At 61.1% G+C, this 22,329-nt stretch carries 19 protein-coding genes, 1 pseudogene and 1 riboswitch; of the genes and pseudogenes, 13 read left to right on the forward strand and 7 right to left on the reverse strand.

The features are described 5' to 3' along the window. Positions 1-4: 4 nt before the first annotated feature. The 3 genes from AC0IXS_RS02835 (at position 5) to AC0IXS_RS02845 (ending at position 2,469) form a co-directional block, all read left to right on the forward strand. Entirely contained in the window at positions 5-844 is an 840-nt protein-coding gene (locus tag AC0IXS_RS02835) for an ABC transporter ATP-binding protein (RefSeq protein ID WP_122669279.1), read from the forward strand. Positions 845-854: 10 nt separating this feature from the next. After that, complete coding sequence (locus tag AC0IXS_RS02840) at positions 855-1,619, forward strand: ABC transporter ATP-binding protein (protein WP_122669278.1); 765 nt, start codon at positions 855-857, stop codon at positions 1,617-1,619. Positions 1,620-1,746: 127 nt separating this feature from the next. After that, complete coding sequence (locus AC0IXS_RS02845) at positions 1,747-2,469, forward strand: oligogalacturonate-specific porin KdgM family protein (RefSeq protein ID WP_122432372.1); 723 nt, start codon at positions 1,747-1,749, stop codon at positions 2,467-2,469. A gap of 266 nt (positions 2,470-2,735) precedes the next feature. On the opposite strand, the gene AC0IXS_RS02850 is transcribed toward AC0IXS_RS02845, so the two are convergent. Next, on the reverse strand, positions 2,736-3,470 hold the full coding sequence (locus AC0IXS_RS02850) for a FadR/GntR family transcriptional regulator (RefSeq protein WP_057411045.1): 735 nt from the start codon (positions 3,468-3,470) through the stop codon (positions 2,736-2,738). Positions 3,471-3,578: 108 nt separating this feature from the next. Between AC0IXS_RS02850 and AC0IXS_RS02855 the strand changes: the two genes are divergently transcribed. The 5 genes from AC0IXS_RS02855 (at position 3,579) to AC0IXS_RS02875 (ending at position 9,591) form a co-directional block, all read left to right on the forward strand. Next, complete coding sequence (locus AC0IXS_RS02855) at positions 3,579-4,295, forward strand: FadR/GntR family transcriptional regulator (protein WP_057411046.1); 717 nt, start codon at positions 3,579-3,581, stop codon at positions 4,293-4,295. A gap of 18 nt (positions 4,296-4,313) precedes the next feature. Further along, positions 4,314-4,510, forward strand: a riboswitch (cobalamin riboswitch). A gap of 135 nt (positions 4,511-4,645) precedes the next feature. Continuing rightward, entirely contained in the window at positions 4,646-5,659 is a 1,014-nt protein-coding gene (locus AC0IXS_RS02860; protein ID WP_191954240.1) for an ABC transporter substrate-binding protein, read from the forward strand. After that, the gene (locus AC0IXS_RS02865) at positions 5,656-6,678 is read left to right on the forward strand and encodes a FecCD family ABC transporter permease (RefSeq protein WP_122669212.1); all 1,023 of its coding nucleotides are present in this window, start codon (positions 5,656-5,658) and stop codon (positions 6,676-6,678) included. Before AC0IXS_RS02860 ends, AC0IXS_RS02865 begins: the two co-directional genes overlap by 4 nt. Further along, complete coding sequence (locus tag AC0IXS_RS02870; RefSeq protein ID WP_122669213.1) at positions 6,675-7,466, forward strand: ABC transporter ATP-binding protein; 792 nt, start codon at positions 6,675-6,677, stop codon at positions 7,464-7,466. The genes AC0IXS_RS02865 and AC0IXS_RS02870 overlap by 4 nt, the downstream gene beginning before the upstream one ends. Positions 7,467-7,584: 118 nt before the next feature. Further along, the gene (locus AC0IXS_RS02875; RefSeq protein ID WP_122690188.1) at positions 7,585-9,591 is read left to right on the forward strand and encodes a peptidase U32 family protein; all 2,007 of its coding nucleotides are present in this window, start codon (positions 7,585-7,587) and stop codon (positions 9,589-9,591) included. Positions 9,592-9,617: 26 nt separating this feature from the next. Here the strand turns inward: AC0IXS_RS02875 and AC0IXS_RS02880 are convergent, their stop codons facing one another. Next, positions 9,618-10,142 (reverse strand): GNAT family N-acetyltransferase, encoded by a 525-nt coding sequence (locus tag AC0IXS_RS02880; RefSeq protein WP_449116850.1) that lies wholly within the window; start codon positions 10,140-10,142, stop codon positions 9,618-9,620. A 786-nt stretch (positions 10,143-10,928) separates the two neighbouring features. Between AC0IXS_RS02880 and nirB the strand changes: the two genes are divergently transcribed. From nirB to AC0IXS_RS02900, 4 genes are all read left to right on the forward strand, one after another. Further along, positions 10,929-13,490: a nitrite reductase large subunit NirB gene (gene nirB, locus AC0IXS_RS02885; protein ID WP_471823717.1), complete on the forward strand. Its 2,562-nt coding sequence runs from the start codon at positions 10,929-10,931 to the stop codon at positions 13,488-13,490. Next, a complete protein-coding gene (nirD, locus tag AC0IXS_RS02890) occupies positions 13,490-13,873 on the forward strand; it encodes a nitrite reductase small subunit NirD (RefSeq protein WP_057411052.1) in 384 nt (127 codons plus the stop codon). The genes nirB and nirD overlap by 1 nt, the downstream gene beginning before the upstream one ends. A 461-nt stretch (positions 13,874-14,334) precedes the next feature. Continuing rightward, positions 14,335-16,311 carry a DNA topoisomerase III gene (locus AC0IXS_RS02895; RefSeq protein WP_122669217.1) on the forward strand — a complete coding sequence of 659 codons (1,977 nt, stop codon included), beginning with the start codon at positions 14,335-14,337 and terminating at the stop codon, positions 16,309-16,311. A gap of 63 nt (positions 16,312-16,374) precedes the next feature. Then, a complete protein-coding gene (locus tag AC0IXS_RS02900) occupies positions 16,375-16,773 on the forward strand; it encodes a RidA family protein (protein ID WP_057411054.1) in 399 nt (132 codons plus the stop codon). Positions 16,774-16,782: 9 nt separating this feature from the next. Here the strand turns inward: AC0IXS_RS02900 and surE are convergent, their stop codons facing one another. Further along, the gene (gene surE / locus AC0IXS_RS02905) at positions 16,783-17,556 is read right to left on the reverse strand and encodes a 5'/3'-nucleotidase SurE (protein ID WP_191957730.1); all 774 of its coding nucleotides are present in this window, start codon (positions 17,554-17,556) and stop codon (positions 16,783-16,785) included. Positions 17,557-17,662: 106 nt separating this feature from the next. Beyond that, complete coding sequence (locus AC0IXS_RS02910) at positions 17,663-17,974, reverse strand: DUF6482 family protein (RefSeq protein WP_057411056.1); 312 nt, start codon at positions 17,972-17,974, stop codon at positions 17,663-17,665. 202 nt (positions 17,975-18,176) lie between these two features. On the opposite strand from AC0IXS_RS02910, the gene AC0IXS_RS02915 reads away from it, so the two are divergent. Continuing rightward, positions 18,177-18,548, forward strand: coding sequence for a PH domain-containing protein (locus tag AC0IXS_RS02915; RefSeq protein ID WP_004886526.1), 372 nt, complete (start codon positions 18,177-18,179; stop codon positions 18,546-18,548). A 55-nt stretch (positions 18,549-18,603) separates the two neighbouring features. Here AC0IXS_RS02915 and AC0IXS_RS02920 read toward each other — a convergent pair whose 3' ends face one another. From AC0IXS_RS02920 to AC0IXS_RS02930, 3 genes and pseudogenes are all read right to left on the reverse strand, one after another. Beyond that, positions 18,604-20,400 (reverse strand): methyl-accepting chemotaxis protein, encoded by a 1,797-nt coding sequence (locus tag AC0IXS_RS02920; protein WP_057411057.1) that lies wholly within the window; start codon positions 20,398-20,400, stop codon positions 18,604-18,606. A gap of 177 nt (positions 20,401-20,577) precedes the next feature. Then, complete coding sequence (locus tag AC0IXS_RS02925; RefSeq protein WP_471826182.1) at positions 20,578-21,441, reverse strand: methyl-accepting chemotaxis protein; 864 nt, start codon at positions 21,439-21,441, stop codon at positions 20,578-20,580. Beyond that, positions 21,436-22,191: pseudogene (locus tag AC0IXS_RS02930) on the reverse strand (MCP four helix bundle domain-containing protein); the annotation flags it as partial. The gene AC0IXS_RS02925 and the pseudogene AC0IXS_RS02930, both read right to left, overlap by 6 nt. Positions 22,192-22,329: the final 138 nt, after the last annotated feature.

Consider the following 22,329-nt stretch of genomic DNA (forward strand, 5'->3'; position numbering starts at 1 on the left):
AACCATGTCTCAGATAAAGCTTGCGGTAGAAGATTTGCGGGTCGAGTTCCACAACAGCGGCAAGACCACGGCGGCGGTTCGCGACGTGTCGTTCACGCTGGGCCGGGAAAAGCTGGCAATCGTCGGCGAGTCCGGCTCGGGCAAGTCCACGGTCGGGCGCAGCCTGTTGCGCCTGCACCCGGCCAGCGCGCGGATCACGGCCAAAACCCTGCGCTTCGGTGACGTCAATCTGCTCGAATGCAGTGAAAAACAGATCCAGGGCATTCGCGGACGACGCATGTCGATGATCATGCAGGACCCCAAATATTCGCTCAATCCGGTGATCAAGGTCGGCGAGCAGATTGCCGAGGCCTACCTGGCCCACCACCGGGTATCGCGAAAGGAAGCCCGCGAACGCACGCTGGACATGCTCGCCAAGGTGCACATTCGCGAACCGGCGCGGGTCTACGAGCTGTACCCGCACGAGGTGTCGGGCGGCATGGGGCAACGGATCATGATCGCCATGATGGTCATCACCGATCCGCAGGTCATCATCGCCGATGAACCGACCTCGGCGCTGGACGTGTCGGTACGCCGCCAGGTCTTGAATGTGCTCGAAGAACTGGTCAGTGAGCGGGATCTGGGGCTGATCTTCATCAGTCACGACCTGAACATGGTGCGGCATTTCTGTGACCGCGTGCTGGTGATGTATGCCGGACGCGTCGTGGAGTCGCTCAAGGCCGATGAGCTGGATCAGGCCTGCCATCCGTACACACAGGGCCTGCTGGCCGCACTGCCCAGCCTTGATCGCCCGCGCGCCAGCCTGCCGGTATTGCAGCGCGATCCCCTCTGGCTCACTCACTGAGAACGCTCCCATGGCAATGATTGAAGTCAATTCACTGAACCTGAGCTTCGGCACGGGCACTGCTTTGAATCAGGTGCTGCGCGACGTCAACCTGCAGGTCGAGCAGGGTCAGTCGTTCGGGCTGGTCGGCGAGTCGGGGTCGGGCAAGACCACTGTGCTGCGCTGTCTGGCCGGGCAGTACCACCACTGGACAGGTGCCTTGAGCGTGTCGGGCCAGCAGGTCGGCCGCAAGCTCGACGCCAGCCATTACCGCACCGTGCAGATGGTGTTCCAGGACCCCTACGCTTCGTTACACCCGCGTCACACCATTGACGCGGCCCTCAAGGAACCGCTGAGCATCCACAAGATCGATCAGCGTGACCGACGCGTCTGCGACGTGCTGAACCGCGTCGGCCTCAACGAGAGTTTCCGCTTTCGTTACCCGCATCAACTGTCCGGTGGCCAGCGTCAGCGAGTCGCGATTGCCAGAGCGCTGATTCTGGAGCCGCGCGTGTTGCTGCTGGATGAACCGACCTCGGCGCTCGACGTCTCGGTGCAGGCTGAAATCCTCAACCTGCTGGCGGACCTTCGTCAGCAGCAGGGCCTGACCTACCTGATGGTGACGCACGATCTGGGCGTGGTCGCGCACCTGTGCGACCGGGTTGCCGTCATGCAACTGGGCCAGGTCGTGGAGACGCTCGACAGCAGCCAGTTGAGCAACGATCAGGCGCAGCACGACTACTCACGACTGCTGATCCAGGCCAGCCGCGACATGGACGCACGACCGAGCGGATGACCGCTGCAGGTCCTGCACACCAACGAACCCTGCTGACAGCGTGATCCCTGGCCGAACCGGCCATCGGATCCGGCTGCCTGCGATTTACCTCAAACACCTTTTTTCTCACTCGAACAAGAATAAAAAAATGAAAAAATCAATCGCTTTGCTCTCCCTGGCCGCCCTGTTCCCAAGCGCATGGACCCATGCCGACAGCGCCTACATCAACTATCGCCACCAATACGCAGAAAGCACCCGCATGCACGCCGACCGGGTCAAGTTCGGCACGCGGCTGGACAGCGGCTGGGGCTTTGAAGGTGAACTGAAGTACAAAACGGCGGGTGATCGCCAGGACGTCGCGTTCGACAACACCGTTGGCAACGGCCACGAACTGACGGTCAGTTATCAGCACAAGCTCAATGACAAGTGGCTGCTGACCCCCTCCCTCGCACTGGAAAGCATCGAGCGCTCCACGGCCTACAAGATGGGGCTGAAGGTCGGCTACAAGGTCACCGATCAACTGACGCTTTCCGGTCGCTACCGGTATGACTCGATCAAACTCGACCGTGACCGCGTCAACAGGGACATGCCCGATAACCAGATGAACGATCAGTCAGTCAACCGCTACGACGTCTGGGTCAACTACGCCACCAAAGGCCCCTGGTCCTACGAGTATCAGTTCACCTACTTCGACGCCGACTACATCCGCTACGACAACGACAAGACCGACTATGAACAGAACGCAGCCTTCAAATACAAATGGGACAAGAACTGGGTGCCGTTTTTCGAAGTCGGCGACATCAAGGTCAACTCCGAGGACGACAAGCGCCAGCTGAGATTGCGGGTGGGTGTGCAGTACAACTTTCTTTGAGGGTTGGCCGAGCACTGCCGCAGGTCGCCGGGACGCGGAGCGTCCCAAGAGGCATTCCCACGCTGGAGCGTGAGGAACGATCAGCGTAAGGCCGACAAAGCTGATCGTGCCGATGCTCCGCGTCGGCATGCAGCCCGGGACGCGGAGCGTCCCAAGAGGCATTCCCACGCTGGAGCGTGAGGAACGATCAGGTAGGGCTGACAAAGTTGATCGTGCCGATGCTCCGCGTCGGCATGCAGCCCGGGACGCTCTGCGTCCCTTCGATGTCAGTCGCTGTACAGGGCCTGTGTCCTGCGCAGGCGCATGCGGCTGCCGTTGAGGTGCAGGTACATGGCCGAGCGGGCGGCGTCGACGTTGCCTTCGGCAATGGCGCTGTAGATCTGCCGGTGTTCGGCATTGATGCCAGCCAGATAGGCATTTCGGTCGCTCTGGCCGGTGTAGGCCGAGTTCATCCGGGTGCGGGGAATCAGCTTGGTGCCGAGGTGTTTCATGATATCGATCAGGTAGGCATTGCCGGACGCCTTGGCAATCCTGAGGTGAAACTGAAAGTCGGCGTTGATGGTCGTTCCGGACTTCTGCGGCCCCTCCAGCAGGGCGTCGAAGGCCCGCTTGAGCTCCAGCAATGCTTCAGGACTGCGCCGTTGTGCCGCCAGACCTGCCGCTTCGACCTCAAGGCTCAGACGAAACTCCAGCAGGTTCAGTACATCCGCCACCGTGACAATAGTGGCAGGCCCGACGGAAAACCCTTCCGGCGGTGGCATATCGAGCACGAAGGTCCCGACCCCATGACGCGTTTCCACCAGCCCCGCCGCCTGCATTCGCGACAACGCATCGCGCACCACCGTGCGGCTGACGCCCTCGGCCTCCATGATGTTGAGCTCGGAAGGCAGCTTCTCGCCACGCTGAAGCACTCCGTCACGCATGCGCTGGGCAAAGCGGTCGACCAGGGTTTCAGCCAGGCGGCGGTGATTCTTTTGCGAGGAAAGCGCGTTGTCCGACATTGCAGCCTCATGTCTATCGAATACCCGAGTATAGGCTGCGATCCCCGCACAAAACACGCCCTGAGTGAGGTTATACTCAGCGCCCCGACACGGACCTGATCACCCGCCATGGAACCTACCGCATCCCCTAAAGGCCGCCGTTCCAGCCTGACCCAGCAATTGGTTGCCGAATTCGCCCGCAAAATTCGCGAAGGCGAGATCCAGAGCGGCGAAAAACTGCCCACCGAGCAGGTGATCATTCGTGAAACCGGGGTCAGTCGTACCGTTGTCCGTGAAGCCATGTCACGCCTGCAGGCCGAAGGACTGGTCGAGACCCGGCATGGCATCGGCACCTTTGTTGTCGACGCCTCCGAGGCCAGGGCCGATCCGTCGGACGAGCTGTCCATCGGCACACCCGGCGACGCCGTGGCAATCATAGAATTGCGACTGAGCCTGGAGCCCGAAGCCGCCGCGCTGGCTGCACAACGTCGTACGCCCGAACAGTTGAGCGCCATTCGTCAGGCGCTCGACGAACTGCACCGCTGCGTACGGACCGGCCAGGACACCCTGCAGGCCGATTACGAATTCCATCGCCGCATTTCCCTGTGCACCGCCAACAGCTTCTTCACCGATGTGATGAACCAGCTGGGCAGCAGCATTCTGCCGCGCGCGCGCAGTGGTTTCGGCAACATCACGTCATTGCAGATGGAAGACGATCCTCATATTCAGCAACGCGAGCAGGAACAGATCTTCGACGCCCTCGCCCATCAGGATCGCGACGCCGCCCGTGCAGCCATGCGTCTGCACCTGATCAACAGCCTGCAACGCCTGCGTGCAAAGCCATAGCGAGCCCATCCCTTATCGTTTACCATGCCGCCCGTCGGTTTCCGAGAGGAACTAACAGGGAATTCGCCCGCCTCACGCCACGAGCCGAAACGAAACTGCCCCCGCAACTGTAGGCATCGAGCCTGCTCCACCACTGCCACTGGGTGATCCCCGGGAAGGCCGGAGCCAGGTGATGACATGCCAGTCAGGAGACCTGCCGACCTGTATCAATCACTAACCGGCGGGGTGCCCGGGAAGGACATCCTTGCGTCTGGCCTTGGTGCGCCGAGTGCTGCCGTTTCCGGCAGGCCGGGATGTGTTTTCCTGTTGTGCGTGCGCCCTGACACACGTTCGAATCGAGGTCGCATTCCATGTCACTGCCCCGCCTTGCCGCACTCGCTGCCAGCCTGACCTTTTCAAGCCTTGCGTTCGCCGCACCGACCCACTATCCGCTGACCCTTGAAAACTGCGGCTACTCGCTGACGTTCGAGCATGCGCCGACCAAAGCAGTGACCATCGGCCAGTCGGGCACGGAGATGCTTTACGAGCTGGGCCTGGGCGACAGACTGGTCGGCACCTCCCTGTGGTTCAACGATGTATTGCCGCGCTTCAAAGAGCAGAACGACAAGGTCGAGCGCCTGGCCAACAACGAACCCAGTTTTGAGGCCGTGATAGGCAAACGTCCCGAACTGGTTGCCGTGCAGCTGGAATGGATGGTCGGCAAGCAAGGCGCAGTCGGCACGCGGGAGCAGTTCCACGAACTGAAAATCCCGACCTACCTCATGCCGTCCGACTGCGAAGGCAAGGACAATCTGGTCGGCGCCGACGGCACGCGCCTCGAAGCGTTTCGCATCGAGACCATCTACAAGAGCATCGAGCAACTGGCGCAGATCTTTGATGCGCAGGAGCGCGGCGACAAACTGGTCGCCGATCTCAAGGCCCGCCTGAGCGCTGCAGTGGCCAACGTCAAACAGAACCACGACAAAGACGTATCAGCAGTGTTCTGGTTCTCAAGCTCCGACCTGAAAGCCGACCCTTTCGTCGCGGGTCGCAAGGGTATTCCAGACTTCATGCTCAATAATCTGGGGATGCGTAACATCGTCCAGTCCGATGAAGAGTGGCCGACCGTTGGCTGGGAAACCATCGCCAAGGCCAACCCGAGCATTCTGGTGATCGCCCGCATGGACCGTCGCCGTTTTCCGGCCGACGATTACCGCAGGAAAATCGAATTCCTCAAGTCTGACCCGGTGACCCGCAACATGGACGCTGTGAAGCACGACCGCATCGTGATCATCGACGCCGAAGGCATGCAGGCCAGCCTGCGCCTGTTCACCGGCATCGAAGAGCTGTCCGCCGCCGCCAACCGTTTCAACGCCACTCCATGAAACTGCCCGTCGCGCTCGGCCATGTGATCTGGGTCTCGGCAGTGCTGCTGCTGGCGATCATCGTCGGCGCTGCCATTGGCGAGACCTCGATCAGCCTGCAGGTGGTGTTCCAGGTGCTGGCCAACAAACTGTGGGCGGCAGGCTATGTGCTGGACCCCATTGATGAAGGCATCGTCTGGAATTACCGGCTGACCCGCGCCATCGTGGCGGCAGCCTGCGGTTCCGGGCTGGCCATTTGTGGCGTGGTGCTGCAGTCGCTGTTGCGCAACCCGCTGGCGGACCCTTATCTGCTGGGCATTTCAGCCGGCGCCTCGACCGGCGCAGTCATGGTGGCGATTCTGGGGTTCGGTGCCGGGGTCATTTCCATGTCGGCAGGCGCTTTTGTCGGTGCGCTGGTGGCGTTCTCTCTGGTTGCCCTGCTCGCCCATTCCTCGCGGGGCAACACCGCGGCCGGGCAGATCATTCTGGCGGGCATTGCCGGTTCGCAACTGTTCAACGCGCTGACCTCGTTCCTGATCACCAAGTCGGCCAGCTCCGAACAGGCGCGCGGCATCATGTTCTGGTTGCTGGGCAACCTGAGTGGCGTACGCTGGCCCTCGGTGTGGATGGCTGTCCCGGCGGCGCTGTTTGGCCTTCTGGTGTGCCTCTGGCATCGGCGCGCACTGGATGCCTTCACCTTCGGCAGCGACTCCGCCGCGTCTCTGGGCATCGCCGTACGGCGGGTGCAGATCGTGTTGATCGCCACTGCGGCCCTGGTCACGGCAGTGATGGTCTCGATTGTGGGGTCCATCGGTTTTGTCGGTCTGGTAATCCCCCACGCTGTACGTATGCTCACCGGCGTGCGCCATGCCCGGCTGGTGCCACTGAGCGCCTTGAGCGGCGCGCTGTTCCTCATCGCTGCGGACATTCTCTCCCGCACCCTGATCAAGGGCCAGGCGCTGCCCATCGGGGTGATCACCGCCCTGATCGGCGCACCGGTATTTGCGCTGATCCTCATTCAGGGGAACAGGACACGATGAACGCCTTCACTCCCGATATCGGCACCCCGGCGCTCGGTTGCACAGGGCTTGGCTATTCGGTTCGCGGCGCAACACTGCTGCGCGACGTGGATCTGAGCATCGCGCAAGGCGAAACGCTGGGCATCGTGGGGCCGAACGGCTCGGGCAAATCGACCCTGCTCAAGCTGTTGTCCGGCATCCACAAGCCGTCCAGCGGTCAGGTAACGATCGGCGAACGGCCTCTGTCGAGCCTGAACCGGCGCGACATTGCCCGCGCGCTGGCGGTGGTCGAGCAACAGGCAGAAACCAGTGACGCAATTACGGTACTGGATGCCGTGGAGCTGGGCCGCACGCCTTGGTTGTCGGCGCTTGCACCCTGGAGCGACCACGACGACCGGATCGTTCGGCAGGCGCTGGTGGACGTGGACATGCTGCCTTTCGTCAAGCGCGCCTGGCATACCCTGTCCGGCGGCGAGCGGCAGCGGGTGCATATCGCAAGGGCGCTGGCACAGCGACCGGGCATCCTGTTGCTGGACGAGCCGACCAATCACCTGGATATCCAGCATCAGTTGACCATTCTCGGTCTGGTCAAGGCGTTACCGGTGACCACGGTCATCGCCCTGCATGACCTGAATCAGGCGCTGGACTGCGACCGGGTGGCGGTCATGGAAAAGGGCCGCATGGTCGCGCTGGGCGTACCCGCAGACGTGCTGACTCCCGAGCGGCTGCTGGAGACCTTCGGAGTGGTGGGCCGCTGGCTGACAGACCCGTTCGATGGCTCGCGGATTCTGCGTCTGCGATCGCCCTGAAACAGCCGCCTCCACCCCACCGACAGTCAGTAAATGCCGCCGCAGCGATCAGCGCAGGTGCGCAGCGCGGCCCATGGCACTACAATGCGCGCTTTGCCCGCCGTCGGATGCCGTAGCCATGTCCCTACCCAAACACCACCTGGAATTGCTCAGCCCCGCACGGGACACGAGCATCGCCCGTGAAGCCATCCTGCATGGCGCCGACGCGGTGTACATTGGCGGACCAAGCTTCGGCGCACGACACAACGCCTGCAACGAGGTCAGCGATATCGCCGAACTGGTCAAGTTCGCCCATCGCTACCACGCGCGCATCTTCACCACGATCAACACCATCCTGCATGACGATGAGCTGGAACCGGCCCGCAAGCTGATTCACCAGCTCTACGACGCGGGCGTGGACGCATTGATCGTGCAGGACCTCGGCGTTCTGGACATGGACATTCCGCCCATCGAGCTGCATGCCAGCACCCAGACCGACATCCGCACGCTGGGCCGGGCGAAGTTTCTCGATCAGGCCGGTTTCTCTCAGCTGGTACTCGCACGTGAGCTGAACCTGCAGGAAATCCGCGAGATCGCCGACGAAACCGACGCGGCCATCGAATTCTTTATCCATGGCGCGCTGTGCGTGGCGTTCTCCGGGCAGTGCAACATCTCCCATGCGCAAAACGGCCGCAGCGCCAACCGTGGCGACTGCTCCCAGGCCTGCCGCCTGCCATACACCCTGAAGGATGATCAGGGTCGCGTCGTGGCCTTCGAAAAACACCTGCTGTCGATGAAAGACAACAACCAGAGCGCCAACCTGCGCGCCTTGGTTGAAGCAGGCGTGCGCTCGTTCAAGATCGAAGGCCGTTACAAGGATGCGGGCTACGTCAAGAACATCACCGCGTACTACCGCCAGCGTCTGGACGATATTCTGGAAGACCGCCCGGATCTGGCGCGCGCCTCCAGCGGCCGTACTGCGCACTTCTTCGTGCCGGACCCGGAAAAGACCTTCAACCGTGGCAGCACCGACTACTTCGTCAGCGACCGCAAGATCGACATCGGTGCGTTCGACACGCCGACCTTCACCGGCCTGCTGGTCGGCAGCGTGGAGAAACTGGGCAAGCGCGACCTGATTGCCGTCACCCACGAGCCGCTGTCCAACGGCGACGGGCTGAACGTGCTGATCAAGCGTGAAGTGGTGGGTTTCCGCGCCAACGTCGCGGAGCTCAAAGGCGAATTCGAGGAAGACGGTGAAAAACGCTGGCGCTATCGCGTCGAGCCTAACGAGATGCCTTCTGCCCTCTCCCGCCTGCGTCCGAATCACCCGCTGAGCCGTAATCTGGACCACAACTGGCAGCAGGCCTTGTTGAAGACCTCGGCCGAACGCCGTATCGGCATCCAATGGCAGGTCGAATTGCGTGAAGAGCGCCTGAACCTGACCGCAACCAGCGAAGAAGGCGTCAGCGTCACGACGCATCTGGACGGCCCGTTTGGCGCGGCGAACAAGCCGGAACAGGCGCTGGACCAGTTGCGCGACCTGCTGTCCCAACTGGGCACCACGATTTACCACGCTCAGGACATCAGGCTGGACGCACCCCAGGCGTTCTTCGTGCCCAACTCCCAGTTCAAGACCCTGCGCCGCGACACCATCGAAGCGCTGACCGAAGCACGCCTCAAGGCGCATCCTCAGGGCGGCCGCAAGGCTGAAACCACGCCGCCTCCTGTTTATCCTGAGTCGCACCTGTCGTTCCTGGCCAACGTCTATAACCAGAAAGCGCGAGATTTCTACCACCGTCATGGTGTGCAACTGATCGATGCGGCGTACGAAGCGCACGAAGAGACCGGCGAAGTGCCGGTCATGATCACCAAGCACTGCCTGCGTTTCTCGTTCAACCTGTGCCCGAAACAGGCCAAGGGCGTAACCGGCGTGCGCACCAAGGTCGCACCGATGCAACTGATTCATGGGGACGAAGTGCTGACCCTGAAGTTCGACTGCAAACCCTGTGAGATGCACGTGGTGGGCAAGATGAAAGGCCACATTCTGGACCTGCCACTGCCGGGCAGCGCAGCGGCCAAGGCAGTCGTCGGCCATATCACGCCTGAAGACCTGATGAAGACCGCACGCCAGCGCGCTCCGCGCTGATATGAGTCAGTCCTGAGGGCAGGCGTTTACTTGCCCTCGGGATTCCGTTGCCGCTCGCCGGGCACGCACTCCATATGCGTGGTGTTCCACACCGGATCGGTTTCAACGTCGGTCACCGAAAATCCCTGCTTTTCCCAGAAGCGGATCGCGCCGGGCAGGAACGGATGGGTGTGCAGGTACAGCACCTCTATCCCGCGGGCTTCGGCGTGCGCCCACAGCGCTTCACACAGGCGACTGGCCAGACCGTCACCCCGGAACTGAGGCATGACGTAAAGGCGCACGATCTCCACCGTGTCACGACCGGTGTAGTCCAGTTGTGGAAAGCGATGATCGAACGGCAGATAGCCGACAGCCGCGATGATCTTCCCGTCATGACGTGCAGTCAGGAACTTGCCTCTGTCGCCATTCAGGTACACCTGTTCGAAGGCTGCCAGATCGGCAGGGAGCACCGAGGCATCGAGCATGGGGAAAACCTCGGCTCGGGCACGCATGGCGAACTCGATGGTTTCAGGGATTTCGGCGCGGGTGACTTCCTGGATAGTAAGGGTCATGGCAACGGATCTTGTGAATGAAGACGCAGGGTAATACAAATGCTGCGCCAGCTTCATACGGGTAATGATCGTGCCCATCGCACTGCGCTCATCGGTGTCCACAAGACCTCATGCAGGAATACGATGATGATCGTTCCCAGCGTGGTAACGCCGCCCAGGACGCTCCGCGTCCGCTCTTGAATGCGGTGCAGATGTTTGCCCAAGCTCCAGCGTTATCCACGTCATGCGCCCGGCTCACTGAGTCCGCAATCTGTGCCATGTGACGCGGAGCGTCACGGGAGGCATGCCCACGCAGAGCGATGGGCACGATCAGTGGTGAGGCGGATTTGTGTCTAACGATGAGCGCTCCGCGTGGGCATGCCCGTGACGCTCCACATCCGCAACCTATCCTCTTCCATGCACACCTTTACAGCGCAACCCGTCCGTTGCGCACCATTGCAATGCAGCCTGCCCGGCCATCCCGACACCTGCTCCAGGACCCTGATGTCGCTCAAGACGCCCGGAAACACGAGGCGCGCGGTCACTCATCAATGATCGACACCAAGCTGGCACAACCCCTGCATTGTTCCAGACAACCCCACCTTCAATAGGGTCGGGCCGCCCCGGTTGATCGACGCAGATCGCCAGTCTCATGGAGACCTCAGGGCCATCAGGTGCATCCGGCAACGAGGCTCGATCCGCACCCTTTACACATAAGAGAACAGGCAAAGGCGCCTGGAACCGAAAGGTTCCGGGCGCTTTTTTTTTGCTTCAAAAAAACCTGATTGGCCTCGGCCGGGATTAGCCATGAACACCACAGTCTTCCCCCACAACGATGTAAAAACCCTGATCGTCGTCGGCAATGGCATGGTCGGTCATCATTGCGTCGAGCAGTTGATCGCAGGCGGCGCGCTTGAGCGTTATCGCATTCATGTGTTCGGCGAAGAGGCACAGCGTGCCTACGACCGCGTGCACCTGTCCGAGTACTTCACCGGGCGCGATGCCGAGTCGCTGGCCATGAGCGAGATGGCGCTTTACGAACAGGCGGGCCTGACCCTGCACCTGGGCGTGCCGGTGCTGGAGATCGACCGTGATCGCCACGAGATCATCACCACTGAAGGCTGCTTCAGTTATGACAAGCTGATTCTGGCCACGGGCTCGTACCCGTTCGTGCCGCCCATTGAAGGCGCGCAGGGCAATTCGAAGCTGGTGTACCGCACGCTGGAAGACCTGGACAACATCCGTTTCGCGGCCTCCAAAGCCCGTCGTGGCGTGGTGGTCGGTGGCGGCCTGCTGGGACTGGAAGCGGCCAACGCCCTGAAATCCCTGGGCCTTGAAGCTCATGTCGTGGAGTTCGCACCACGCCTGATGCCGGTCCAGCTCGACGAACTGGGCGGCGCTGCCTTGAAGGCTCGCATCGAAGCGCTTGGCGTGGGCGTGCACCTGTCACGCGCCACTCAGTCGATCACTGACGGCAAGCAATACCGCTACCGCATGAATTTCGCCAACGATGAATTCCTCGAAACCGACCTGATCGTGTTCTCCGCCGGTATTCGTCCGCAGGACGCCCTCGCCCGCCAGTGCGAGCTCGAACTGGGCCCGCGTGGCGGCATTGCGATTGACGAACACTGCCGCACCAGCGATGAAGACATTTACGCCATTGGCGAGTGCGCGGCCTGGAACGGCAGCGTGTTCGGTCTGGTTGCGCCGGGCTACCAGATGGCCCGTGGCGTAGCGGCGCAATTGTGCGACAAGGACACCGACCCCTTCTTTGGCGCGGACATGTCCACCAAGCTCAAGTTGCTGGGCGTGGACGTGGGTTCCATCGGTGATGCCCACGGCGCGCTGGCCGGTGCGGTCAGCTATCGCTTCATCGACGAAGCCACCGCCAGCTATCGCCGACTGGTGGTGTCGGCTGACGGCAAACAGGTATTGGGTGCCGTGCTGGTTGGCGACAACAGCTACTACGACACGCTGCTGCAATACGCGCAGAACGGCATCACCCTGCCTGCCGATCCGTCGAGCCTGATCCTGCCGCACAGCGAAGGCGCGCCGACACTGGGTGCCGACGCCCTGCCCGCCACCGCGACGATCTGCTCATGCCACAACGTCAGCAAGGGCTCGATCTGCTCGGCCATCGACGATGGCTGCACTGACCTTGCCGGAATCAAGGCCTGCACAAAGGCGGCGACTGGCTGTGGCGGCTGTACCGCGCTGCTCAAGCAAGTCTTCGAACATGAACTGATCGCCCGCGGCGTGGCGGTGGACAAGAGCCTGTGCGAACACTTCGCCTACACCCGTCAGGAGCTGTATTCGATGGTCCGCGTCGAAAGCATCGAAACCTTCGAGGAACTGTTTGCCCGGCACGGCAAGGGTGCTCACGGCTGCGACATCTGCAAGCCTGCGGTCGGCTCGATCCTGGCTTCGTGCTGGAACCGGCCAATCACCGAGCCTTCGCTGGTGCCATTGCAGGACACCAACGACACCTTCATGGCCAATATGCAGAAGAACGGCACCTACTCGGTCGTGCCGCGCATTCCAGGCGGTGAAATCACGCCCGACGGCCTGATCGCCATCGGGGCGGTGGCCAAGAAGTATGACCTGTATACCAAGATCACCGGCGGTCAGCGTATCGACCTGTTCGGCGCGCAACTGCACGAGTTGCCGGACATCTGGAGCGAACTGATCGAAGCAGGCTTCGAAACCGGTCACGCCTACGGCAAGTCGACCCGTACCGTGAAGTCCTGTGTCGGCAGCACCTGGTGCCGCTACGGCGTTCAGGACAGCGTCGCCATGGCGCTGCGCATCGAAGATCGCTACAAGGGCCTGCGCTCGCCACACAAGCTCAAGTTCGCGGTGTCAGGCTGCACCCGTGAATGCGCTGAAGCGCAGAGCAAGGACGTGGGTGTGATTGCCACCGAAAACGGCTGGAACCTGTACCTGTGTGGCAACGGCGGCATGCGCCCGCGTCACGCCGAGCTGTTCGCCACCGACCTGGATGACGAGACCCTGATCCGCTACATCGACCGGTTTCTGATGCTCTACATCCGTACTGCCGACAAGCTGCAGCGCACGTCCGTATGGCGCGAGTCGCTGGAAGGCGGGCTGGATTACCTGAAGGCCGTGATCCTCGACGACAGTCTGGGGCTTGCGGCGGAACTCGAATCGCAGATGCAACTGGTGGTCGATCGCTATGAATGCGAATGGGCCAACGCACTGAAGGATCCGGAAAAGCTCAAACGCTTCCGCACCTTCGTCAACGACGGCCGTGGCGACCCGGACGTGCATTTCGTCAAGGAGCGCGCCCAGCGTCGTCCGGCAAGACCTGAAGAACTCAAGCTGATCCCATTGTTCAAGGAGGTGGTCTGATGAACTCGTCCGATACGGCTTTTGCAGAAAACGCTCAGTCCACACTTCACCTGCACTGGCATGCCCTGTGCGGTCGCCAGGATCTGGTCGCCAACTCAGGCGTGGTGGCATGGCTCGACGGTACGCAGGTTGCGCTGTTCTATGTGCCTGATACAGCGGACGGCGAGAAGCTCTTCGCCATCGATAACCGCGACCCCAAGTCCGGGGCTAACGTGATCGGGCGCGGACTGATTGGCCAGATCGCCGGAGATCTGGTGATCGCCTCGCCACTGTACAAACAACACTTCCGCCTGCAGGACGGCTCCTGCCTGGAATATCCGGAGCAGCGGCTGGAGGTCTGGCCGGTACGGTTGAATGGTGATCAGGTGGAGATTGCGGTTTAGCGGCAGGGATGTTTGGCTGGCATGATCACGCGTTACTCCAGATGCGTCGCCGGGACGCGGAGCGTCCTGAGAGGCATTCCCACGCGGAGCACTCGCCGTTATACACAAGTCTGCAAGACGCGCAGAACGGGGGCCAAAACGAAAGTGACTGACTGAATGCACACCCCATGGGCATGATCGGCGTGCCTGAGATCACGCTGATCGTTCCTACGCTCCGCGTGGGAATGCCTCCCAGGACGCTCCGCGTCCGCTCTTGAATGTGGCGCAGATGCGTGGACAAGCTCCAGCGTTATCCACGTCATGCGCTTGGCTCACGTCACCTTTCAGTTCTCCTGGGTTCTGATCAGTCAAATATGGCCTCCAGAGCACTTATCTGTATATCCATACAGATAAAACTTGCCCATCGCCGCTTCAAAGTTCATCCTTGCAGCCTTCACCACCGGTAATCGAAGACGGTAGTCATGCGGCTGTTCCTTTGCGAAAAACCCTCTCAGGCCAAAGACATCGCGGCTGTGCTCGGCGCAACGCGGCGTGGGGACGGCTGCTGGGTGGGTGCCAATGCCACCGTGACCTGGTGCATCGGCCATTTGCTGGAAACCGCACCGCCGGATGCCTACGACGCCCGTTACAAGCGCTGGGTGCTGGAAGACCTGCCCATCGTTCCGCAGCAATGGAAGATGCTGGTCAAACCCAGAACCGCCAGTCAGTTCAAGGCGGTCAAGCGTCTGCTGGGGGAGGCAAAAGAGCTGGTGATTGCCACGGACGCCGACCGCGAGGGTGAAATGATTGCCCGGGAGCTGGTCGAGCATTGCCGCTATCGCGGGCCGATCCAACGCCTGTGGCTGTCCGCCCTGGACGACGCTTCGATCCGCAAGGCGCTGGCCACACTCAAGCCCGGTGCGGATACTTTCAGCCTGTATCACTCGGCGCTGGGCCGTTCCCGCGCCGACTGGCTGATCGGCATGAACATGAGCCGACTGTTCACCCTGTTGGGCCGACAATCAGGCTATCAGGGCGTGCTGCCGGTCGGACGCGTGCAGACCCCGACACTTCGACTGGTCGTGGACCGCGACCGCAGCATTGCCAATTTCGTCCCTGTGCCTTACTGGGCCATCGATGTGAAGCTGCTGCATGAACAACAGGCGTTCATCGCCCAATGGCGAGCGCCTTCGGACGTCTGCGATGATCAGGACCGCTGCCTGAATCAGCCGCTGGCGCAGCAAGCAGCAGAAGACATTCGCAGGGCAGGCAGCGCCCGGCTGGTCAAACTGCGCACCGAGCGAATTCGTGAAGCGGCGCCCCTGCCCTTCGATCTCGGCACGCTGCAGGAAATCTGCTCGAAGAAGCTGGGCCTCGGCGCTCAGGAAACCCTCGACATCGCCCAGTCCCTGTACGAAACCCACAAGGTGATCACCTACCCGCGCAGCGATTGCGGCTACCTGCCCAACAGCCAGCACAGCGAAGCCGCGAGTATCATAGCGGCGCTGGGCAAGGCCGATCCGGCGCTGGGCGAGCTGATGCCGCACCTTGATGCACAACGCCGCTCTCGGGCATGGAACGATGCCAAGGTCAGCGCGCACCACGGCATCATCCCCACCGCAGCGGCCCGAGGCATCGAGCGCCTGACCGGCAAACCGAGAGCGGTCTACACGCTGATCAGAGCCCGCTATCTGGCGCAGTTTCTGCCCAATCATGAGTACGACCGCACCCAGGCCGACTTCGACTGCGCAGGTCATGCCTTGCGCGCCGTCGGTAAACAGATCGTAGAACCGGGCTGGAAGCGTGCCATGCCCGAGGCGCTGGCCCCGGCAAAAGGTCGCGAGGCCCCTGCGCCGCAGCCACTGCCCAGATTGATCCAGGGCTGCGACTGCGCTGTTGCCGATGTCATCCTCAAAGACCTCTGGACCCAGCCGCCCAAGCCGTTCACCGAAGGCGATCTGATCAAGGCGATGAAGAATGTCGCAAAACTGGTGGAAGATCCGCTGCTCAAGCAGAAGCTCAAGGACACCACCGGCATCGGCACCGAGGCGACGCGCGCGGGCATCATTCAGGGCCTGCTGGATCGTGGCTACCTCACCAAACAGGGCAAAGCGCTGTGTGCCACGCCAGCGGCTTTCAGCCTGATCGATGCCGTACCGCGCGCCATCGCCGACCCAGGCACCACTGCCATCTGGGAACAGGCGCTGGACATGGTGCAGAGTGGCGAAATGAGCCTTGAAGAGTTCGTTACCCGGCAGGCCGCCTGGATGAGCAAGCACGTGAGCCGCTGCGTCGGCATGCGCATGTCCATCAGCGGTCCGGCGAGCCCGGCAGGTGTGAAGCCGCCCTGGAAGAAAAAGCGCAAGGCCAGCCCGCGCAAGGCTGCAGGCGCCGAGAAAGCAACCGGCACGGCGGCGAAAAAACCACGCCGCGCCGCGAAACCTGCCAGCAAGGCGTAGGGTCGCCGGGCAGGTATTCGCTGCAAAGAATCAATTCAAAACTGCATAACCAGGTGTAGCCACATGTCAGACCGCGAAATCATTGTCCCTCCCACCATGGAACTGATCATGGACCGTGCTGGCTACGCGCCTGCGGTCAGGGTCGGCCATACGCTCTACTGCTCTGGGCAGGTCGGACGCACACGGGATATGGACGTGATCCTGAACCCTGAAGCGCAATTCATCGCCTGCTGGGAAAACCTGCGCACAGTACTGGCCGAGGCTGGCTGCACGTTCGAGGACATCGTCGACATGACGACCTATCACGTGTCGATGAGCGAGCACATGCAGGTCTTTCGCGACGTCAAAAACCGCCTGTTTCCACGCGGGCAATGCGCCTGGACCTGCATCGGCGTTGCCGAACTGGCGCACCCCGGCCTGCTGCTGGAGATTAAATGTATTGCCGTGATACGCCAGCACTGATGGCACGCTTCAGCGCTCGGAACGTGTTTTCAACTGTTCCAGCATCGTCGTGTCGGTACGCTCGAAACGCAGCGGCGTGACGGAAACTCCGCCGTTCATGACCACATGGGTTTCGCTGCCGGGCGCGTCTGCCAGATCATGGCGATGAATGCTCAACCAGAAGTAGTCCCGCTCACGCATGTCGGTGCGTGAAGTGACTTCCAATGAGTCGATACGACCGGCCCCCTGGGTGGTGAATTGCATCGGGCCTGCTTCCGCTGCGGGGACATCCGGGAAATTGATGTTCAGACAAGCGCCCTGCTCCCAACCCAGTCCCCAGACCTTGCGAATCACATCAGGCGCCAGTTGCCGTGCCGTCTCCCAGCGCACCGAGTCACGGCGCGTCAGGGCCTGGCTCAGGGCAATCGAAGGCACGCCCAGCAGCAGCCCGGCCATGGCCGCACCGACCGTACCGGAAAATACCGTTTCAACGCCCAGATTCGCGCCTTTATTGATGCCGGACAGGAGTAAGGTGGGTGGTTGACTCATCAATTGCTGCAAGGCCATGGCGACGCAGTCGGCGGGGGTGCCCGACACCGAAAACCTGCGCTCGCCACGCTTGGTCACGCGCAGTGGATGATGAATGCTCAAGGCATGCGATATGCCGCTCTGGTCGTGATCAGGGGCAACGATCCAGAATTCGTCGGCCAGCTCGCGGGCCACTTCTTCAAGTGCCAGCAGACCTGGAGCATCGATGCCGTCGTCGTTGGTGATCAGGATTCGGGGGAGTTTCTGGAAAGACATGACTGCTCCTGAGTAGTGAACTGCTGACCATACACCCAGCAGTACCAACTGACCGCTCTGGTGGGCAGAGCGGTGTTCCGTTCATTCGGACAGGTGAAAACGCGTATCAGAGGCTGGAGCGCAGCGGAATCTCATGTCGGGAAGATTCGACCTGCACGTCGTCCAGGCCGACCATCTCGTCGTGCGCCACGCCCTGGCTCAGAAAAAGTTGCACATCCGGCACCGACGACAGCACCTTGCGCGCTTCCTCGACCGAAGCCAGATGCAAAGGCTTGCCGTGCGAGTCCTGAACCGGCACTGACTTGCCGTCCACAAGCGCATGGAGCACGTACGAACCGCCTTCCATCGACACCAGATTGAGCTCACTGATCTTGCCAGCCTTGATATCGCTGGACAGGTTTTGAATGTTCAAAATCACACCTCCGTGGGCGTTCCGGGAATCAGAGCGTCACAGAAATTGAGCCTGAATCGACGTTAACGTTCCCTTGCTGTCATGTCAGACATGAACAATGCCCCTCGCCAGACGAGCCACTAAAAGAAGTGGCCAGCTGCTACTCTGCTTGCGCAATGCTCGGTACAGACGCGCTCCGCTTCCTTAAGCAATGGTTCAAGGACAGAAAATGATCGATTTCAACAACAAAGGCTTTTTCAAGCTCAAGCAGAATGACGAGTACGCAGAACGCGTAAAGGACCTGCTGCTGGACGGCGAAACAGTCATCGACGCCTACAAGTCCATGCGCGACGGCGTGGTGTTCACCACCAAACGCATCATCTCGGTCAACGTTCAGGGGCTGACAGGCAGCAAGAAAGACTTCACCTCGCTGCCCTACAAGAACATCGTGGCCTGGTCGGTGGAAACCTCGGGGACCTTCGACCTGGATTCGGAACTGGAGATCTATTACTCGGCGATTGGCAAGGTGAAGTTCGAATTCACAGGCAAGACGTCAATGGTTGAAATCTCAAGGTACATCGCCCAACACCTGCTCGGCTGACTCACCGGACGCCCGCCTGTCTGTGCGCAGACGGGCGGGCGTCACACCCGACGACTCAGTGGCCCAGCAACTGCGCCGCGTCGAAGCCCATCCGCAGATTGCCCCAATGACGGCCTTCGAAGAAGAACGGCACGTCGATCTCGGTCATGATTTCACCGGTATCGCGCAGGTAGGTCTGCAGCAGGAAACGCTGCTTGTTACCTGCCGCTCGCAGGCCGACCGGGTCAGAGAACATCCGCTTGTTGCGGCACACCGGCAGGTCGACGGCGCGATTACCGGTCGGTTTCTGCGATACCCAGCTGTTGTTGACCGGGCAATAGCCCTTGTTATCGACAATGAACGTGACCTTGCCGCCCCGCGTGCCCTTGGTCAGCTTGTCGCACTCTTCCTGGCAGATCTGCGCGAAACGATCGGTGTAGCTGGTCATGTATTGCTTGGGATCGGTGCCGGGAATCAGTTTGTAACTCTGATCGAACAGGTTGACGCCCCCTTTGTGCAGTGCCGCAAGCCGGGCCTGCAGGATATCCCGACACTCACTGGCCCGCGTGATTGCAGCGTCCAGCTCACCGTGCCCGAGCACGAAACGTCCCAGCAGCGCCTGCACCCGCTCGGCAACGCCTGACAGGTCACGGGTGGCTGTCGCCGAATGCTGCATGCGCTGGTCGATGGCCTGGCTGTCGGCGTAGATGCGCGTCACCCGGTCGTTGATGCCGGTATTGGTCGTGGCGAACTGCTGGATGTGGGAGGCAATGTCGGCGAGCTTGCCATTGGTGGATTCGAAGTCGACGATCATGCTCTCGAAATGCCCCGATGCCCGCTCCACGACCAATTGCGTTTCACGTGCGCTCTGGCTGATCTGGGTGGTCTGCTCGTAGGTCGAGCTGACTTCCAGCAGCATCGCATCGATGTTCTGCGAAATGTCGTCGGTGGCTTTGCTGACGTTTTGCGCCAGGGTGCGCACCTCGTCGGCCACCACGGCAAAGCCGCGGCCGCTTTCGCCGGCACGTGCCGCTTCGATGGCCGCGTTGAGCGCCAGCAGGTTGGTCTGCGAAGAAATCTGCTGGATCAGGCCGACAATGGACTTGATGCTCGACGAACGCTGGTTCAGGGCAGACACCAACACGCCGAATTCATTGAGGCTGCTGGATATCTGGCTGATGTTGCCGGTCACTTCGAGCAGTTCGGAGTAGGAACCGCGCGCCATGCTCAGGTTCTGGGCAGTGGTGCTGGAAATGCCCTGAGTCTGCTGCGACACGTCCTCGATGCTGCCGACCGCCATGTTGCTCTGATCCATGACCTCCTTGGCAAAGCGCGCCTGATCGGTTGCGCTGTCGCTGGAATCACTGATGTTCTTGAGCGAGCGCGCCGACTCGACCGCAATCTGCACGGTCAATGCCTGAATGCTGCTGATCACTTCGCGCTGCTTGGCGAGGAACCGGTTACAGGTGCTCGCCAGCACGCGGATTTCATCATGGGTCAGCAGTGGCAAATCCTTGGACAGATCACCCTCGCCATTGGCGATTTCTTCCAGCGCACCGGTCATGAACATCACAGGCCGAACGATCAGATGACGCAGGTACCAGACCATGAAACTGACCATGCCCAACGTGAACAGGGTGCTGATCAGAATCGCGTTGCTCAGTGCGTCCAGCCTGCCCTCGATACGCGCCAGTACACCGGACTCCAGTTGCGCACTGCGCAACAACATCACGATGTCGACCCGAACAGACAGCGCCACCCAGTACAGCAGTGCACTGACGACGACCAACAGAAAAAGGCTTGAGAGCTTTTTGGTCAGGGTGTTGAAGAACTGCTTTTCGACCGACTCGTACAAGGCCTTTAACGTTTGCATGCAGCTGCTCCTGGGCGCGGAAGATGATCGGTTTCGATGGTTAACGTCTGTTAGTGCAAAAGCTTTAATGAACCGGAGCGATCAGTTTCGAAAAACACCTGATCGGGCAACAACCGCCTGCGAGCAGGCGGTGAGCGAGCGGTTAGCGGAATGAGGCCGGATGAGGGCCTGTAGACGTCAAAGCCGGAACCGATCCACCGAACGCGAGAGCTGGACTGCCAGCGCGGACAACTCGTCGGTGGTGGTCGCGGTCTGACCAATGACCCGGCTGTTGTCCTCGGACATGCTGGCTATCATTTCCACTTGGTGGGCGATTTCGTTACTGGCCAGGCTCTGTTCGCCAATCGTGCGGGTGATGTCATTGACCAGGTGCGTGGTGCTCAATGTGGCATCGAGAATATCGCGGATGGCCTGTTCGACTTCGGCGGTGACCGCCATGCCTTTGTCGACCTGGGCCACCCCGGCTTCCATACTGGTCACCGCCTCGCGGGTGCTTTGTTGAATACGGGCGACCATGCCGGTGATTTCCTGGGTCGACGCGCTGGTGCGACCTGCCAGGCTGCGCACCTCGTCGGCCACCACGGCAAAGCCACGGCCCTGTTCACCGGCACGTGCGGCCTCGATGGCCGCGTTCAACGCCAGCAGGTTGGTCTGGTCGGCAATGCTCTTGATCACCTGAATGATGTTGAAAATGGCTTCCGACTCCTTGTCCAGCGTGCGGATAACCTGTGCCGACTGTTGAGCCGAACGGGCAATGCCGTCCATGTCGCTGACCACCTGATGGATCACCCGCCCGCCGTTCTTGGCCAGCGTCTCGGCCTGATTGGCCATCTCCCGTGCCTGTTCGGCGTGACGGGTGATTTCTTCGATGCTGGCGGTCATTTCACTGGCGGCCGCCGACATGGTCGCCGCTGCCGAGCTTTGCTGCTGGCTGCTGCCCGCCACTTCGTGACAGCCGCTGCTCAATTGCCCGCTCATGCCGCTGACGCCGTGGGCGTTGCTGCGCACCACTTCGATCATGCCGCGCAGATCGCGCTGCATGACGGCAAGGCTGCGAATCAGCGCACTGGCCTCATCACGACTGGTCGGCTCGGTAATTGGCTCGCTGAGGTCGCCATGCGCGATGCTTTCAGCGATGCGGCTGGCTGACTGCAGGGGAATCAAGATGCTGCGGGTCACCCAATGCCCCTGCGCGACCAGCAGCAAGAGGCTGATGACCAGAACCACGCCAAGCGTGGTATTGGCGGTGCTGATGGCGTCGCGGGTGATTTCGCCGCTGGCTTTCGAGTTGTCTTCGATCAGGTCGCTCAACGTGGACATCTGGCCTTCAAGCTGGGTGAAGGCGGCAGAAAATGTACCCAGATCCTGCTGGGCACGGTCAGGACTGTCCAGCGCGAGGCCGACAATTCGCTCGCCCGCGCTGATGTAGGCGTCGAGGCTGGGCTTGACCTTGTTCAGTTCGGCCTTGAGGGTGTCATTGATCGGCAGCGCCAGATTGTCACTCAGCACTTTGCGGAACTGCGCGGCGTGCTCATTGAGGGAGGCCAGGACCTCGTCACGGGTTGTTTCGCTCTTATCCAGCCCGACCAGCATCGCCGAGAGCACATCGGCGCGCAGGGCGTCGTGCATCATGTCGGCCTGAAGGTGATTGCTCAACGCTGTCATGCTGACCTCGTTGTCAGTCATCGCCGCCGCCATCCTGTTATTGCCCAGATAGCTGACCAGACTGATGATCAGCACAGCCAGTACCCCGGTGCCTATCAACAGAAACAAACGAAGTTTGATCGACATCCTGAAGCTCCCCTGCGGTCAATGAAATAACGCGAGCTGCGGATTGCTCTTATGCAAAGCTTATCGACGCCTGTTCACGGATATTTAAGACTATTTTCGCGGGGTTACCGGTTTAAATCGGATTGGATGTATCGAACG

The organism is Pseudomonas sp. AC016, from assembly GCF_979253365.1.